The organism is Mucilaginibacter sp. (genome assembly GCF_041663085.1).
Taxonomy (GTDB): domain Bacteria; phylum Bacteroidota; class Bacteroidia; order Sphingobacteriales; family Sphingobacteriaceae; genus Mucilaginibacter.
This window is the reverse complement of record NZ_JBAZRC010000127.1, coordinates 1-14,588: the sequence shown is the minus strand read 5'-3', so window position 1 is coordinate 14,588 and position 14,588 is coordinate 1. Positions and strand designations below refer to the sequence as shown.

Below are 14,588 nucleotides of genomic sequence, written 5' to 3'. Positions count from 1 at the left end.
ACACACGAGCAATACCGCAATATGAAAAATGTGCTGGCCCAAAATCCGCAGATAGTTGACTATGGTATGGAAGCCATCCGACGTGCCGGGCTTGAAGCCAAACTTTGCAGTATCCGCGGCGGAACAGATGGGTCTCGCTTGTCTTTTATGGGCTTGCCTGCCCCCAATATTTTTGCCGGCGAACACGCTTTTCATAGTAAGCAGGAGTGGGTATCGGTACAGGATATGCAGAAAGCTGTGCAAACCATTTTGCATTTGTGTATGGTTTGGGAAGAGGGAGCTTAAGCCCCCCCAACCCCCTGAAGGGGGCGGATGGTGAACTTTTAAATATTGCTTTAGGAGGTTCGAAACTTAATACCCAAAAAGCGCTGATTATAAGATAGATACGATTTTTTAAAATTGTGAAAAATAATCAAAGCACTGATTACAAGACATATACAAGTGTTCACGTGGCGCGCACGGCAGTGAACGTGAACGCTTTGCACTTTAGGGACGTTTTAAAGCGTTTCAGGGCGTTTTAAGGCGTTGTTTAGCAGGTATAAAGGAAGCATACAAGTAAGGAGATTACCCTACTTGCATGCTATATTCTTAATACAGCAAATTATCATACGGATACCTCTCCGTATGCACTTTCTTTACGTATTCGTAAAGCATTTCTCTAAACTCATCCACATTTTCTTTTTCGGTGGCCGATATAAATATAGCCGGGCTGTTATTCTTGGCCATCCAGCTGTGTTTAAAATCATCCAGCGTTAACGCTTCTTCGGTTACGTCAATATGGTGCTGCTCGGGTACAAAGGCATCTATTTTGTTAAACACGGTAATCATTTGTTTATCAATAGCGCCCAGTTCTTTCAGCGTTTCATTAACGGTACGGATCTGGTCTTCAAAGCTTGGGTGCGATACATCAACCACATGGATCAGTATATCTGCCTCGCGCACTTCATCCAGTGTAGATTTAAAGCACTCTACCAAATGGTGAGGCAACTTGCGGATGAAACCAACCGTGTCTGATAGTAAAAACGGTACATTCTCAATCACAACTTTGCGCACGGTAGTATCCAGCGTTGCAAACAACTTGTTTTCGGCAAACACTTCAGATTTTGCCAGCATGTTCATAATGGTTGATTTACCCACGTTTGTATAACCAACCAATGCCACACGGATTAGTTGCTGGCGGTTTTTACGCTGGGTTTCGTTCTGGCGATCTATCAGTTTTAGACGTTCTTTCAGCAACGAGATCTTGTTCAGGATCAAACGCCTGTCCGTTTCAATCTGCGACTCACCCGGGCCACGCATACCAATACCACCCTTTTGGCGCTCTAGGTGGGTCCAAAGGCGGGTAAGGCGGGGTAGCAAGTATTGTAACTGCGCCAATTCCACCTGGGTTTTGGCTTGCGCGGTTTGTGCACGGTTGGCAAAAATATCAAGGATCAGGTTACTCCTGTCCAGGATCTTTACATTCAATTCGCGCTCTATATTACGCAGTTGCGATGGCGTAAGCTCATCATCAAATACAACAATATCTATCTCTTCGGCAATAACATATTCTTTTATCTCATCCAGCTTACCGGTACCCACAAAGGTAGAGCGTTCCGGGCGCTGTAGTTTTTGAGTAAAGGTTTTCACGGTTAGGCCACCGGCGGTAGCCACCAAAAATTCCAGTTCTTCTAAATATTCTTTCTCGCGTTCTTCAGTTTCGTTTGGTGTAATAACACCAACCAAAACCACTGTCTCCTGCTTCACAGCAGTATCAAAAAACTTTGGCTTCATTTAAAAATGATTAACAATTAAACCATAAAGGTAAACGTAATTTACCTCAATATAACTCGCTATATGGCTGTTATGTTCACATTATATATAATTGTTTTGTATTAATAATTTCACTTCCGTGCAAACACATCAGGAAGCGGTTAACAGAATGGTATCGTTATGAAGAAATAAGCGTCATGACGAAATGCTTTCACAAACACAAACAGGTAAGGAACATGCAAAATGGAAAGCTGCTTTGTGGAGATAATTATATCATTGGAGTAAAATTCTATGCAAAGATATCGAAAGTAGCGTTAATTACAAAACGGGGGTGGCTATCTTACTGCATTGCATGCGCTACCTTATCCACCAGTTATTTTCCAGATGGAGTTGCGTTCGGGCGCGGGTTATAGAAGTATACCACCATTTGCAAAGCTCCAGCCTGTCCATACCGTACATGCTTTTTTCCAAAAATAAAAACACGTTATTCCATTCGCCACCCTGGGCTTTGTGGCAGGTAACAGCATAGCCATAGGTTGCTTTGAGACATCCCAAAAACTCATCCTGGCGCATAGCTTTGTTATACTCGGGCGAGTTGGGTTCTATCTTTTTGCCCTGCATCCTAAAGCTAAAATCAACCATCAGCTCTTTGCTCTGGTCGTCGGTAAGGTTTCCTTTTATGTCATTAACCGAATCTAATGAGAGCATCAGGGTAAAATCAATTTCAGCCGAGATAGGCCTCACCTTTACCTTTTGAAACTTCATGCCCACCTTATTAACAATAGCACCCAGTTCGCGCACCTCCACAAAGTCGCCGTTAGATAGGGGTACGGTGTAGTTATTTTGGGTAACTAGCAGTATCTCGCCAATTTGCAATGGCTTGTAGGCATCACCAAATAGCTCGTGGCGCATATCGCGGTTTATTTTTTGCACCGTTTTATTGCTGCGGGCAATGGCAAGCGTTTCGTTAGCGCCGTGTTCCCGGTAATGTTTCAGGTATTGCGTAAACAGATCGTCATTGGTTTGATGGAGTTTTACGTTGTTCAGGTCTGATGCCGGTAGCTTTGGGAAACGTTCCCATGCATTTTGCTGGCTCATATCGCGCACGGCTGTTGCCAGTCGCAAAATATCATTGCCGGCGGTTACCCGCTCTATTTTTTGCAGGGAATAGCTTACAGCTACCCTGTTTTGTTTAGCCAGCCAGGCCATATCCAATGCCGGACTATTGTTTTGCCCCACCGGAGGCAACTGGCATGGGTCGCCTACAAAAATGATCTTGTTATTGCCAGCTACCTTAAAAAAATCATCCAGCAAATTACCTGAGCCAAAGTTGGTGAAGGATGCATTCTTTGGTGCTTCGCATGATAGCATGGACGATTCATCAACAATATAAACCCGCTTGCCTTCGTCTGTGGAGCGCACCATAAACTCCAGGCTCATCTGGTTGCTGTTTTCGGCAGCCTTGTCATTCATGAAATGCTGTATGCCATCTACCTTACTAAAATTGTAAAGCTCGCCGTGTAGGGTTTTGGTTTCGTAGCCGGTTTTGCCCTTTAAAACGGTTGCCGCCCTGCCGGTGGATGCCAGCATGCAAAATTCCTGCTCGGTATCGGTAAGCATTTTGGCGAGGCGCTGCATCAGGAATGTTTTACCGGTACCGGCATAGCCTTTCAGCACGAAAACATTGGCAGCAGGGTGCTCCAAAAATTTCTCGATTGCCTTAAAAGCTGCTTTTTGTTCTGTGTTTAAAGTGATCTCGGCCGACATGCGCGCCTAAGATATCGAAATTATATAAAAACTAAAAAAATTAGCAATAATAATTTACTCACCCGGTCATTGCTTCGCTCGACCACCCTCTCTTCGCTGCGCGCAAAGAGGGTTTTGCCTTTCTCTTCACCCTCTTTGCGAAGCAGAGAGGGTCGACCAGCGTAGCGCAGTCGGGGTGAGTTAACTTACTAATATTATCTTAACCCCTTCACAAATTCCCGCATGGCTGCGCCCGGGTCTTGTTGTTTCATAAAGTTCTCACCAATTAAAAAGCCGTTAAAGCCAACTGCTTTTAGTTGCTTAATGGTTTCGGTATCGCTGATAGCACTCTCAGAGATCTTCATGAAATCGTTAGGGATATGGTCCACCAGTTTATAAGAGTTTTCTACTGATACCGTAAAATCGGCCAGGTTGCGGTTATTTACACCAATGGCATCCAGGTTGGTATCAATGCTGCGTTCTAGCTCTTCCAGGTTGTGTACTTCTAAAAGCACATTCAGGTCGAGGCTTTTCGCAAGGGCTGCCAGGTTTTTGATATCGGCAGGGGTAAGTATGGCGGCAATCAGTAAAATAATATCCGCTCCCAATGCTTTTGCCTCAATAACCTGGTACTCATCAATCATAAAATCTTTACGAAGGATGGGGATATTTGTTGCACGGCGCGCACGGGTAACATCCATCTTGCGGCCCATAAAAAAGCCGTAATCGGTTAGTACCGAACATGCCGATGCGCCTGCAGCGGCATAATCCTTAGTAACATCTTTTACCAGCGCGTCATCGTTAATAATGCCTTTTGATGGTGATTTACGTTTAAACTCGGCTATGATGCCGGTACGATCAGGCGCCAGCAAAAAATCCTTAAAAGAATAGGTTTCCCGGTGGAAATATTCTGATTCCTCCAGTTGGGTGTAGGTAGTGCGTACCTTATCCCGTTCAACTTCCTTTTTTTTATGGGCAACTATTTTATCGAGTATTGTCATTTTATTCAAATCTATAATAAACCGTTGTCATTTCGAACGAGGCACGAGGAGAAATCTTCTACGAGCGACTTGCAAGCCATGCCCGGTGAATAAGATTTCTCCTCGCTCACCCGCACTCGCCACCCCGCAGCTCGTTCGAAATGACAGGTAGGAGTTTACGCCTTCAACCAGTTCTGCATCATTTCTTTACCGTACTCGGTCAGTACCGATTCGGGGTGGAACTGTACGCCGCGTACATTATATTCCTTATGCCTTAAAGCCATAACCGAGCCATCTTCTTCATCAATAGCGGTAACCTTTAATATAGCGGGCAGGTCTTTCTCTACCACCCACGAGTGGTAACGGCCAACCTTAAACGTATCTGGCAAGCCTGCAAAAAGCGGCTCGTTTGCATCCGTTACTTTTATAGGTGTGGCAATTCCGTGCATAGGCTGTGGCAGGTTGTAAAGCTTGCCGCCAAATACTTCGGCAATGGCCTGCTGACCCAGGCAAACGCCAAACATGCTTTTTGTTGGCGCGTATTTTTCTATCACCTGCAAAAGTAAGCCCGCTTCTGAAGGGATCCCCGGGCCGGGCGAAAGGATGATATGGCTAAACGCGTCAACATCCTCCAGCTTAAACTGGTCGTTTCTCCAAACCTCGCACTGTAAACCTAACTCGTTTACCAAATGCACCAGGTTATAGGTGAAAGAATCGTAATTATCTATTATTAATATTTTCATTTTGAACCATGATTTTTCGGATTAAGGGATTTTCCCGATTTCCGTATAACTAATCTCTATTCTCTAATCAACTACTCACCCGCGAAGCGGCTACAATTCTTCCGCCAACTCTATCGCTTTGCGTAGCGCTGCTATTTTATTATCAACTTCTTTCAGTTCGCTTTCGGCAATTGAGCCGGCTACAATGCCCGCGCCTGCCTGGTAGTGCAGCGTATTGTTTTTGCTGAGGAACGAGCGGATCATGATGGCGTGGTTAAAATCGCCGTTAAAGCCAAAGAAACCGATGGCACCGCTGTAAAAACTACGTTTGCTTTTTTCGTTCTCGTCTATGATCTCCATGGCGCGGTATTTTGGTGCGCCACTTAGCGTACCTGCCGGGAAGGTATCGGCCACAATCTTAAAGGATGATGTACCCGGTTTCAGTTTACCACTTACGTGCGATACCAGGTGGATAAGATGCGAGTAATACTGTACCTCTTTAAAGGCATTTACCGTTACCTGCTCACAATGGCGGCTAAGGTCGTTACGGGCAAGGTCAACCAGCATTACGTGCTCGGCAGATTCCTTGGGATCGTTCTCCAGCTGGCGGGCAATCTCGGCATCTTTTTCATCGTCGCCGCTGCGTTTAAAGGTTCCGGCAATCGGGAAGATGCTGGCTATCCTGTTTTTAATGGTGATCTGCGCCTCGGGCGATGAACCGAAGATGCGGAAATCGCCATAGTCAAAATAAAACAGGTAGGGCGATGGGTTGATGGAGCGTAGCGCCCTGTATACATTAAACTCGTCACCTAAAAAAGTTCTCGAAAATGCCCTTGATGGTACTATCTGGAACACATCGCCAGGGTAAATGTGCTGCTTCATCTTCTCAACAATGGCTATGAACTCCTCGTTGGTGAGGTTTGATTTCTCTGCATCATTGCTCTTAAAGCTATACTCGGGGAAGTTTTTGTTCTTGATCAGGTCTGCAATTTTTTCCAGTCCGTTGGTTTGAGGCTGCCCTTCTACCTGGTTATGGAAAATATATAATTCATTTTTAAAATGATCTATAGCGATAATGTAGCTATAGATATGATATTGCATCACCGGTATCTTACGGCTGGTGTCGGTGCTTTCTTTTAGGCGGATGGTTTCGAAATGCTCAACCGCCTCATGGGTAAAGTAACCGAATAAGCCGTTTGACAGGATCTTGGAGTTATTAACCTCCACCTCAAAACGGGCGGTGAAATTGTTTATCTCGTTGGTTATGTCAAATTCGCCGGGGTTGCTTACCTCTTCGGTACCATCCGGGAATTTCTTTTTTAGCGTTTTATTATCCAATATCAGCCCGCTGATGGGGGCGCAGCAAACAAAGCTGAGGCTGTTTTCACGGCTGTGATAATCCGAGCTTTCCAGCAGCAGCGAATTTGGGAACACATCGCGCAGTCGCAGGTAAATACTTACCGGCGTGGTAGTGTCTGCAAGTAGCTTTTTTTGAGTGGTTGTAATTTTATATGTTTTCATTAGTGGTTATCTCAGAGCGCATTAAACAAAAAAACCCGGCGAATTGAGCGTTCGCCGGGTTTCAAATTAGGTTTACATTTGATTAGTACTGCATATCAAAAACTATCCGGCCTGCCATGTTTTCACATAGTGCCACCAATTGGTATTAAGGATAGTTGTTTTCATATCGTGGCAACAAATTTATATAAAAAATTGAATTATCAAATTTTTTGTCGACTTTTTTAGTGGGATATTCCGAAAAAAGCTCTTTTACTCTGAATTATGGCTACAGCGATAACCACTAAAGCCAAAATATAGAAGATAGCTATGGTTCTGTGCTTGCCCTCGGGCAGTGCAATTTTCTTTGATTTGCTATGGCCAATGGTTATTAAAACAATGGCAAACAGCATCATAGCAATGTGTTCCACTGTCCAGTAACGGGCTTCGGCATCTTTCATAACACCGGCGCCAAATCTTACAAACGGACTTAAAAAATAAAGCACGAGTCCAAGTAAAAACTGAGTGTGTGCCGATATCAGGGCAAATAAATTGATCTTACGGTTGCCTTCGGTATAGGGTTTTTTACCAAGCCAGCCGGCTAATGATTGAAATATGGCCAGTAAAACCAGGATGATGACAATATACCTGAAACCCGAGTGGAAGTACTTGAAAAAGCTATAAGCGTTCATGCGTTTAAAATTTGACCCGAATATACAGATAAAAGTTTTTCAATATAACAAGTGTGTTGGCGATTTTAACCACAGAGAAAAAACACAGAGAACACAAAGCCATGCTGGTTTAAACTTTTGTGCCCTTTGTGAAATCTTCGTGTTCTTTGTGGTTAAAGCTATCCCGAAAAACTAAACTTCCCCATCAGCACCGCCGGGTTATTCCCGGTTTTAATCGGTTCTCCGCAAAGCGCTTCATTGCCAAGCAGGGCAAATAATATGGCTTCCTTTGCATCGGGATCGATCCCTAAATCGCGGGTGTTAGCGATCTCTGCATTGGGTAAAGCGGTTGTTAAATAGTTCATCACATAAGGGTTTCTTGCGCCGCCGCCGCTTACAAATATTTTGAGGCCGGGGATATTAAAATGTGTTTTGATGAAGTTGCTGATGGTGCGCCCGGTAAAGGCGCTCAGGGTAGCCACCAGGTCGGTTTTATTAATGTTGAAGGATCGTGATGTTTGCTGCGCGTTGGCTACGTACTCTAAATTAAATAATTCAGGGCCGGTAGTTTTGGGTAGTGTCTCATTAAAAAATGGGTGATGCAGCAGATCCTCCAGCAGGGTTTCGTCAACCTTTCCAGCATTGGCTATCGCCGAATCTTCATCATACGGTTTATTAAAATATTGGCGGCAGGCGGCATCTATTAGTGTATTGCCGGGGCCAATATCTGTGCATAAAACTTTTGTGGTATCGCCATTTGCCGGCAGGTAGGTAAGGTTTGCAATGCCGCCTATGTTTAAAAGGATTCTTTCTTCGCCTGCTTTACTCCCTAATAAAACATCGCCATATAAAGCTAAGGGCGCACCCTCGCCGCCTGCTGCTATATGCTTTTGGCGAAAATCGCTTATGGTTAAAATGCCGGTTTTTACCGCAATATGGTCGCCGTCACCAATTTGCAGGGTGGCATTGCCGTATCCGTCTTGTTTATGCTGATGTTTTGGCGCATGGTAAATGGTTTGGCCATGGCTGGCAATAAAATCAACCTCGGCAGGTTTAATATCCCATTTTGCTAAGGCTTGTAATATCAGTTCTGCATGAAAAGTGCCGATGTAAGCATTCAGTAGCGTAACCTTTTCCAGGTCGGCCTTCCTTTGGGCAAACACTTGCTGAACTTCTTGCTTAAAGCGATCATCGTAAGGGATAGTGATAAACTGCAATAGCTCAAAACCGGTATCGATACCATTACCTGTGAATTTGCACAGGGCAATATCCAGGCCATCCAAAGAGGTGCCCGACATGAGGCCAATGCCCAGCTTTGTTTCTTTTTGGGCGATGGTAAATAGTTTTTGCAGGTTTTTGTTGAGTGCGGGCATGCGCTAATTTACCTGTTTTACCGGCTTCACAAAAGATAAATTTAAACCGACTGTATATATAATATCTGATATATTTGTTTAGAAGCATTGTAACCAATTACAACCTTAAGCCCATGGCCAGATTAAACCTATTAGAAGAAACACGATACGAGAAATTACCGGTAACGGTATACTCAGATCAGAACGCGGCATCGGTAGCTGTTGCCAAACGCATAGCCGACCTTATCCGCAAGAAAGATGCTGAAGGAGAACCGGCGGTGCTTGGTTTGGCCACCGGTGTAACCCCAATTAAGGTGTATGCCGAACTGGTGCGCTTACACAAACAGGAAGGGCTATCATTCAAAAACGTGATCACCTTTAACCTGGATGAGTATTACCCCATGAAACCTAACGCAGTACAAAGCTACGTTACCTTCATGAACGAGAACCTTTTTGACCATGTGGATATTAAAAAGGCTAACGTACACATCCCCGACGGAACACTTGCGCCGGATAGCGTAGCTGCGTTTTGTTTAGAATACGAAAAACAGATAGAGGAACTTGGCGGATTGGACCTTCAAATTTTAGGGATCGGCCGTACCGGTCACATCGGGTTTAACGAGCCGGGTTCGGCACCAAACTCGGGTACGCGTTTAGTTACGCTCGACGACCTTACCCGCCGCGATGCATCGCGCGATTTTGGTGGTAAACAAAACGTACCTACCAAAGCCATTACTATGGGGGTAGGTACTATATTTAAGGCACGCGAAATTATCCTGATGGCCTGGAGTGCCAAGAAAGCGCCTATTGTACGCAAAGCGGTAGAGGGCGAGATCTCGGGCGATGTACCTGCTACATTCCTGCAGCTATCAGACAGTGTTGAATTTATATTGGATGTGGATGCCGCATCAGACCTTACCCGTTTTGACACCCCATGGTTGGTTAAAGATTGTGTTTGGGAAAAGCAGCTCATCAAAAAAGCTGTAATATGGCTATCGGGCGCGGTTGGTAAACCCATCCTCAAACTAACAGAAGAAGATTATAACGGTAACGGTATGGCACAGCTTGCGGTTGAGCAAGGGCCGGTATACCAGATCAACATCGATATATTTAATCAGCTACAACATACTATAACCGGCTGGCCGGGTGGCAAACCGGGAGCTGATGATAGTCAAAGGCCTGAGCGTGCCGAGCCTGCGCACAAACGTTCCATCGTATTTTCGCCGCACCCAGATGATGATGTGATCTCGATGGGTGGGACTTTTATCAGGTTGGTTGACCAGGGGCATGATGTGCACGTAGCTTATCAAACATCAGGCAACACCGCCGTATGGGATGATGATGTGTTGCGCTTTATGGAATTTGCTATCGATTTTAAAGAAAGCATAGAAGAAGACACCTCAAAAATGAAAGGCATTTATGAGGATATGCGCAAGTTTATGGCGATTAAACAACCTAATCAGATAGATTCGCTGGAGATTCGCGATGTAAAAGGCTTTATCCGTAAAACAGAGGCCATTGCAGGCGCGCGTTATGCAGGTGTGCCGGATAGCAATATCCATTTCCAGGCGTTGCCATTTTATGAAACGGGCAAAACACAGAAAAACTCCGTTGGCGAAGAAGACATTAAATTAACCATGGAACTGCTGCAAAAGGTAAAACCCCAGCAGGTATTCACCGCCGGCGATTTTGCCGATCCGCACGGTACGCACATCGTATGTTTTAATATCATCATAGAATCGTTACGCCGCCTGCGCAAAACCGAAGCCTGGGTAAACGATTGCTGGGTTTGGATGTACCGTGGCGCATGGCAGGAGTTCCCTACGCATGAAATAGAAATGGCGGTGCCTTTATCGCCTGCCGAAGTATTACGCAAGCGCAATGCTATATTTAAACACCAGTCGCAAAAAGACAGGCCGGTGTTCCCGGGTGATGATGCCCGCGAGTTTTGGGTGCGCGCCGAGGACAGAAACCGCGAGACTGCGCAGAACTATGACCGCTTAGGCATGGCCGAGTATGCAGCTATGGAAGCTTTTGTGAGGTATAAATTTTAATATTAAATAACCACCCGTCTTTGCGAGCGTAGCGTGGCAATCTTCGATAGAAAAGTCGGCTACAGGCATGTCGAAGATTACCACGTCGCTATGCTCCTCGCAATGACGGGAAACAAACAAAACATGAAATATAAATTCTTAATTCTTGCCTTATTCATCTGCATAGCAGCAAAGGCACAAACTACAGCAAACATTACCCCGGCCCATTTAAAAGCAGCCGAAGATGTACTGGTAGCATCAGGTGCGGGCGCGCAATTAAAAGAAAACACCCTATCCATGATAAAACAGGCCAGCGTGAATGTGCCTGAGGATAAAAAAACAAAGTTTATCCAGGTCATGAACATCTTTACCGATAAGTATATGAACTGGGATATGATAAAAGACCAGATGGCAGCTATGTATGCTCAGGAATTCACAGAAAAAGAGCTAAAGGATCTGGCCGTGTTTTACCGGTCGCCATTGGGTATAAAGCTTAATCAAAAACAACCTGTACTATTCCAAAAAGGGGCGCAACTGGGGCAGCAGGCAGTACAAAGCCACCAGGCCGAATTGCAGCAAATGATGCAGGAAGCATTTAAAGATCAATAAACAATTTGTAACTAAGATATTCGTTTAGCATCTTAGTAAAATATTCCTTTTTAATTTAAATATGAACATTAACAGAGCTTTATCTGTTGCCGCACTTGCCCTGATCATTGCATCGGGCAGCGCAACGGCACAGGTAAAAAGAAAACCTACCCCATCTCCCAAAAACAGGCCTGCAACAACTGCGGCGGCCATTTATACCCCAACGCTGCTCCCGGTTGATAAAAATGTGCTGATAGGCAAATTACCAAACGGTTTAACCTACTACATTCGCCATAACGAGCAACCACAAAAACGTGCAGAGTTATACCTGGTTAATAAGGCAGGGTCGGTTTTAGAAACAGATGCGCAGCAAGGCCTGGCCCATTTTACCGAGCACATGGCATTTAACGGTACCCGCGATTTTCCTAAGAACGCATTGGTAGATTATCTGCAAAAATCGGGCGTAAAGTTTGGGGCCGACTTGAATGCCTATACTTCTTTTGATGAAACGGTGTATCAGTTACCATTGCCAACAGATAGCACTGCTGTTTTTGAAAAAGGCTTTAATATCCTGGCAAACTGGGCGGGTTATGTAACATTTGACCCAGCAGAAATAGACAAAGAGCGTGGCGTTGTTTTAGAAGAAGCACGCCTGCGTGGTAAGAACGCGCAAGAGCGTTTAAGTCTGCAAACGCTGCCTGTAATATTAAATAATTCGAGGTATGCATCCCGCTTACCTGTTGGTAAAGAGGATGTTATTAAAGCCTTTACCGCCGAAACCATAAAAAGTTTTTACGCCGACTGGTACCGCCCCAACCTGCAGGCGGTAATTGCCGTTGGCGATTTTGATGTAAAACGCGTTGAGGAACTGATCAAAGCAAACTTCTCGGGCCTTAAAAACCCGGTAGCAGCTAAACCACGTACCGAATTTAATGTGCCGCCCACACCAGGAACTGTTGTTAAAATAGCTACTGATAAAGAGTTTCCGTATACCCTTGCCCAGATCATTGTGAAACATCCGCAATCGGTAACACGCACAACAGATAATTACATGCAAAGTGTGCGTATATCATTATTCAACTTTATGCTGAACCAAAGGCTTGGCGAATTGCAGCAAAAAGCCGAACCACCATTTTTATATGCCCGTACTTCTTACGGCCCGCTTATTGGTAAGCAGGATGCATTCTCGTCTGTAGTGGTTGCTAAGCCTGATGGGTTGGAAAAAGCGGTAAAGACCGTTGTAGCCGAAACCGAGCGTGCCCGTAAATTTGGTTTTACCCTTACCGAGCTGGAGCGTGCCAAACAACAGGCGTTAGTAGGCATCCAAAATGCATATTACGAAAGAAATAAAACTAACTCGGCAAACTACGTAAGGGAGTACCAGTTAAACTTTTTAAAAGGAGACGCTATCCCGGGTATTGATTTTGAATATAATTTTTATGTAAACAATATCAGCAAGATAAGCCTTGCCGAAATGAACGCCATGGCCGGCAAATTCATCAGCGACCAAAACCGTGTGATTATTGTTGAAGGCGCTGAAAAGGATAAAGATAAACTTCCTGATGAAAAAGCTATTTTAAGCTGGATAGGTGCAGCCGGAAATAATCTTACTGCTTATGTAGATAATGTTACCAGTAAGCCTTTAATGGAAAAAGCACCGGAAGGTTCAAAAGTAGTATCAGAAACCAAAGACGAGGCAATAGGTACAACTACCATGATATTGGGCAACGGCCTGAAAGTAGTTTTAAAACCAACTGAGTTTAAAAACGATCAGATCCTGATCAATGGATCGGCCTTTGGCGGTACCTCACTGGCAAGTGATGCTGATTATACATCAGCAAGTTTTGCAGGTTCTGTTGTTGGCAGCAGCGGTATATCAGAGTTTAACCAGGGCCAGCTGGATAAGATGCTTGCCGGTAAAAATGTAAATGTATCGCCTTATATAAGTGAAATTACACAGGGCATAAGAGGCAGCGCATCCCCGCGCGATTTTGAAACCGCTATGCAATTGATATACCTGTATTTTACACAACCACGCAAGGATGCCGAAATATGGCAGGGCACTATAAACCAAACCAAGGCACTATTAACCAACCGTACACTTGACCCGCTTAGTGTTTACCAGGATACGCTTTCGAATGTGTTAAGTAATAACAATTTCCGCGGCGGCGCTACTACGGTTGAAAGGCTAAACACCGCTAACCTTGATAAAGGGTATGCCTTTTATAAAGACAGGTTTGCTGATGCAAGCAACTTTACCTTTGTTGTGGTTGGTAGTTTTACGGTAGATGAGATAAGGCCTTTTATGGAAGCCTATCTTGGTGCTTTGCCATCAACCAATAAAAAAGAAACATTTAAGAATTTAAAAATGTACCCTGCGCCGGGCCAGGTAACTAAAACCGTTTACAAAGGTGTTGATGATAAGGCCAATGTGCAAATGATATACAGTGGCGATTATGTTTTTAATGAGGCAAATAACCTGCAACTTGACGCGTTGGAAGAAGTGTTGAACATTAAGCTTGTTGAGCGCTTGCGCGAGCAGGAAAGCGGGATATACGCACCGGGTATAAGGGCAAACTATGTTAAAAACCCCCAGGGCAGGTACACTGTTACTATTTCTTTTACATGTGCCGCGGCAAATGTTGATAAGCTGATAGCTGCAACACTTGATGAGATAAACAAAATAAAACAAACAGGCGCACTGCCTGCCGATATTGAAAAGTTTGTTGCTGAAGAAGCCCGGTCAACCCAGGTACAGATGAAACAGAATATTTCATGGGCCGGTTACCTGGCCGGAGTTGTTCAAAATGATCAGGATCCTGATCAGATATTGAGCCACGTTAAAAATCTGGATCAAATAACCGTACAAAGCACAAAAGATGCTGCCATCAAATATTTGAATAATAACAATCTGGCAAAAGTTATACTGATGCCTGAAAAGAAATAACAATTAATATAAAAGGAATGAAAAAGCCCCTGTTAGTTAACAGGGGCTTTTTTTACTTAAGGGGTTTTAAGCCGGAAAAGAACGGCAGGTAAGTAGTTGCCGCCTCTCTGCCGGGTTCGTGTACGGTAATGCCTGTAATGATGTCTTTATCATCTACATCAAAAGCGATACCTACCTTAATATCATCATAAAGGCTGCGTTTGCCACCATTGTATGTAAATGTTGCCACCTTTTTTAAATTATATAACGACCAAACACTTTTTAACGGAATGCCCACATGTAGCTTGCTGTTTATTTTAA

Annotated in this window: 12 protein-coding genes; 4 read left to right on the top strand and 8 right to left on the bottom strand. The window is 44.4% G+C overall.

Features of this window, described 5'->3' with window-relative positions:
- A partial coding sequence (locus WC615_RS18420; RefSeq protein WP_372979534.1) for a M20/M25/M40 family metallo-hydrolase occupies positions 1 to 285 on the top strand: 285 nt, incomplete at its 5' end.
- Positions 286 to 588: 303 nt separating this feature from the next.
- On the opposite strand, the gene hflX is transcribed toward WC615_RS18420, so the two are convergent.
- The 7 genes from hflX to WC615_RS18385 form a co-directional block, all read right to left on the bottom strand.
- On the bottom strand, positions 589 to 1,773 hold the full coding sequence (gene hflX, locus WC615_RS18415) for a GTPase HflX (RefSeq protein ID WP_372979533.1): 1,185 nt from the start codon (positions 1,771 to 1,773) through the stop codon (positions 589 to 591).
- Positions 1,774 to 2,109: 336 nt separating this feature from the next.
- Positions 2,110 to 3,519, bottom strand: a complete 1,410-nt coding sequence (locus tag WC615_RS18410; protein ID WP_372979532.1) for an ATP-dependent RecD-like DNA helicase — start codon at positions 3,517 to 3,519, stop codon at positions 2,110 to 2,112.
- 194 nt (positions 3,520 to 3,713) lie between these two features.
- Positions 3,714 to 4,499 (bottom strand): indole-3-glycerol phosphate synthase TrpC, encoded by a 786-nt coding sequence (gene trpC / locus WC615_RS18405; RefSeq protein WP_372979531.1) that lies wholly within the window; start codon positions 4,497 to 4,499, stop codon positions 3,714 to 3,716.
- A gap of 155 nt (positions 4,500 to 4,654) precedes the next feature.
- Entirely contained in the window at positions 4,655 to 5,221 is a 567-nt protein-coding gene (locus tag WC615_RS18400; protein WP_372979530.1) for an aminodeoxychorismate/anthranilate synthase component II, read from the bottom strand.
- A gap of 90 nt (positions 5,222 to 5,311) precedes the next feature.
- A complete protein-coding gene (locus WC615_RS18395; protein WP_372979529.1) occupies positions 5,312 to 6,721 on the bottom strand; it encodes an anthranilate synthase component I family protein in 1,410 nt (469 codons plus the stop codon).
- A 221-nt stretch (positions 6,722 to 6,942) separates the two neighbouring features.
- Positions 6,943 to 7,389 (bottom strand): cytochrome B, encoded by a 447-nt coding sequence (locus WC615_RS18390; protein ID WP_372979528.1) that lies wholly within the window; start codon positions 7,387 to 7,389, stop codon positions 6,943 to 6,945.
- 158 nt (positions 7,390 to 7,547) lie between these two features.
- Entirely contained in the window at positions 7,548 to 8,741 is a 1,194-nt protein-coding gene (locus WC615_RS18385) for an anhydro-N-acetylmuramic acid kinase (protein ID WP_372979527.1), read from the bottom strand.
- Between the two features lie 113 nt (positions 8,742 to 8,854).
- Here WC615_RS18385 and nagB point away from each other — a divergent pair, with 113 nt between their 5' ends.
- The 3 genes from nagB (at position 8,855) to WC615_RS18370 (ending at position 14,288) form a co-directional block, all read left to right on the top strand.
- Entirely contained in the window at positions 8,855 to 10,774 is a 1,920-nt protein-coding gene (gene nagB / locus WC615_RS18380) for a glucosamine-6-phosphate deaminase (RefSeq protein WP_372979526.1), read from the top strand.
- A gap of 123 nt (positions 10,775 to 10,897) precedes the next feature.
- The gene (locus WC615_RS18375) at positions 10,898 to 11,362 is read left to right on the top strand and encodes a DUF2059 domain-containing protein (RefSeq protein ID WP_372979525.1); all 465 of its coding nucleotides are present in this window, start codon (positions 10,898 to 10,900) and stop codon (positions 11,360 to 11,362) included.
- 61 nt (positions 11,363 to 11,423) lie between these two features.
- Positions 11,424 to 14,288 carry a M16 family metallopeptidase gene (locus WC615_RS18370; RefSeq protein WP_372979524.1) on the top strand — a complete coding sequence of 955 codons (2,865 nt, stop codon included), beginning with the start codon at positions 11,424 to 11,426 and terminating at the stop codon, positions 14,286 to 14,288.
- Positions 14,289 to 14,340: 52 nt separating this feature from the next.
- Here WC615_RS18370 and WC615_RS18365 read toward each other — a convergent pair.
- A partial coding sequence (locus WC615_RS18365) for a hypothetical protein (RefSeq protein WP_372979523.1) occupies positions 14,341 to 14,588 on the bottom strand: 248 nt, incomplete at its 5' end.

Coding starts and splice junctions, on each gene's coding strand:
- hflX (WP_372979533.1), bottom strand. CDS start 1,773: ATGAAGCCAAAGTTTTTTGATACTGCTGTGAAGCAGGAGACAGTGGTT.
- WC615_RS18410 (WP_372979532.1), bottom strand. CDS start 3,519: ATGTCGGCCGAGATCACTTTAAACACAGAACAAAAAGCAGCTTTTAAG.
- trpC (WP_372979531.1), bottom strand. CDS start 4,499: ATGACAATACTCGATAAAATAGTTGCCCATAAAAAAAAGGAAGTTGAA.
- WC615_RS18400 (WP_372979530.1), bottom strand. CDS start 5,221: ATGAAAATATTAATAATAGATAATTACGATTCTTTCACCTATAACCTG.
- WC615_RS18395 (WP_372979529.1), bottom strand. CDS start 6,721: ATGAAAACATATAAAATTACAACCACTCAAAAAAAGCTACTTGCAGAC.
- WC615_RS18390 (WP_372979528.1), bottom strand. CDS start 7,389: ATGAACGCTTATAGCTTTTTCAAGTACTTCCACTCGGGTTTCAGGTAT.
- WC615_RS18385 (WP_372979527.1), bottom strand. CDS start 8,741: ATGCCCGCACTCAACAAAAACCTGCAAAAACTATTTACCATCGCCCAA.
- nagB (WP_372979526.1), top strand. CDS start 8,855: ATGGCCAGATTAAACCTATTAGAAGAAACACGATACGAGAAATTACCG.
- WC615_RS18375 (WP_372979525.1), top strand. CDS start 10,898: ATGAAATATAAATTCTTAATTCTTGCCTTATTCATCTGCATAGCAGCA.
- WC615_RS18370 (WP_372979524.1), top strand. CDS start 11,424: ATGAACATTAACAGAGCTTTATCTGTTGCCGCACTTGCCCTGATCATT.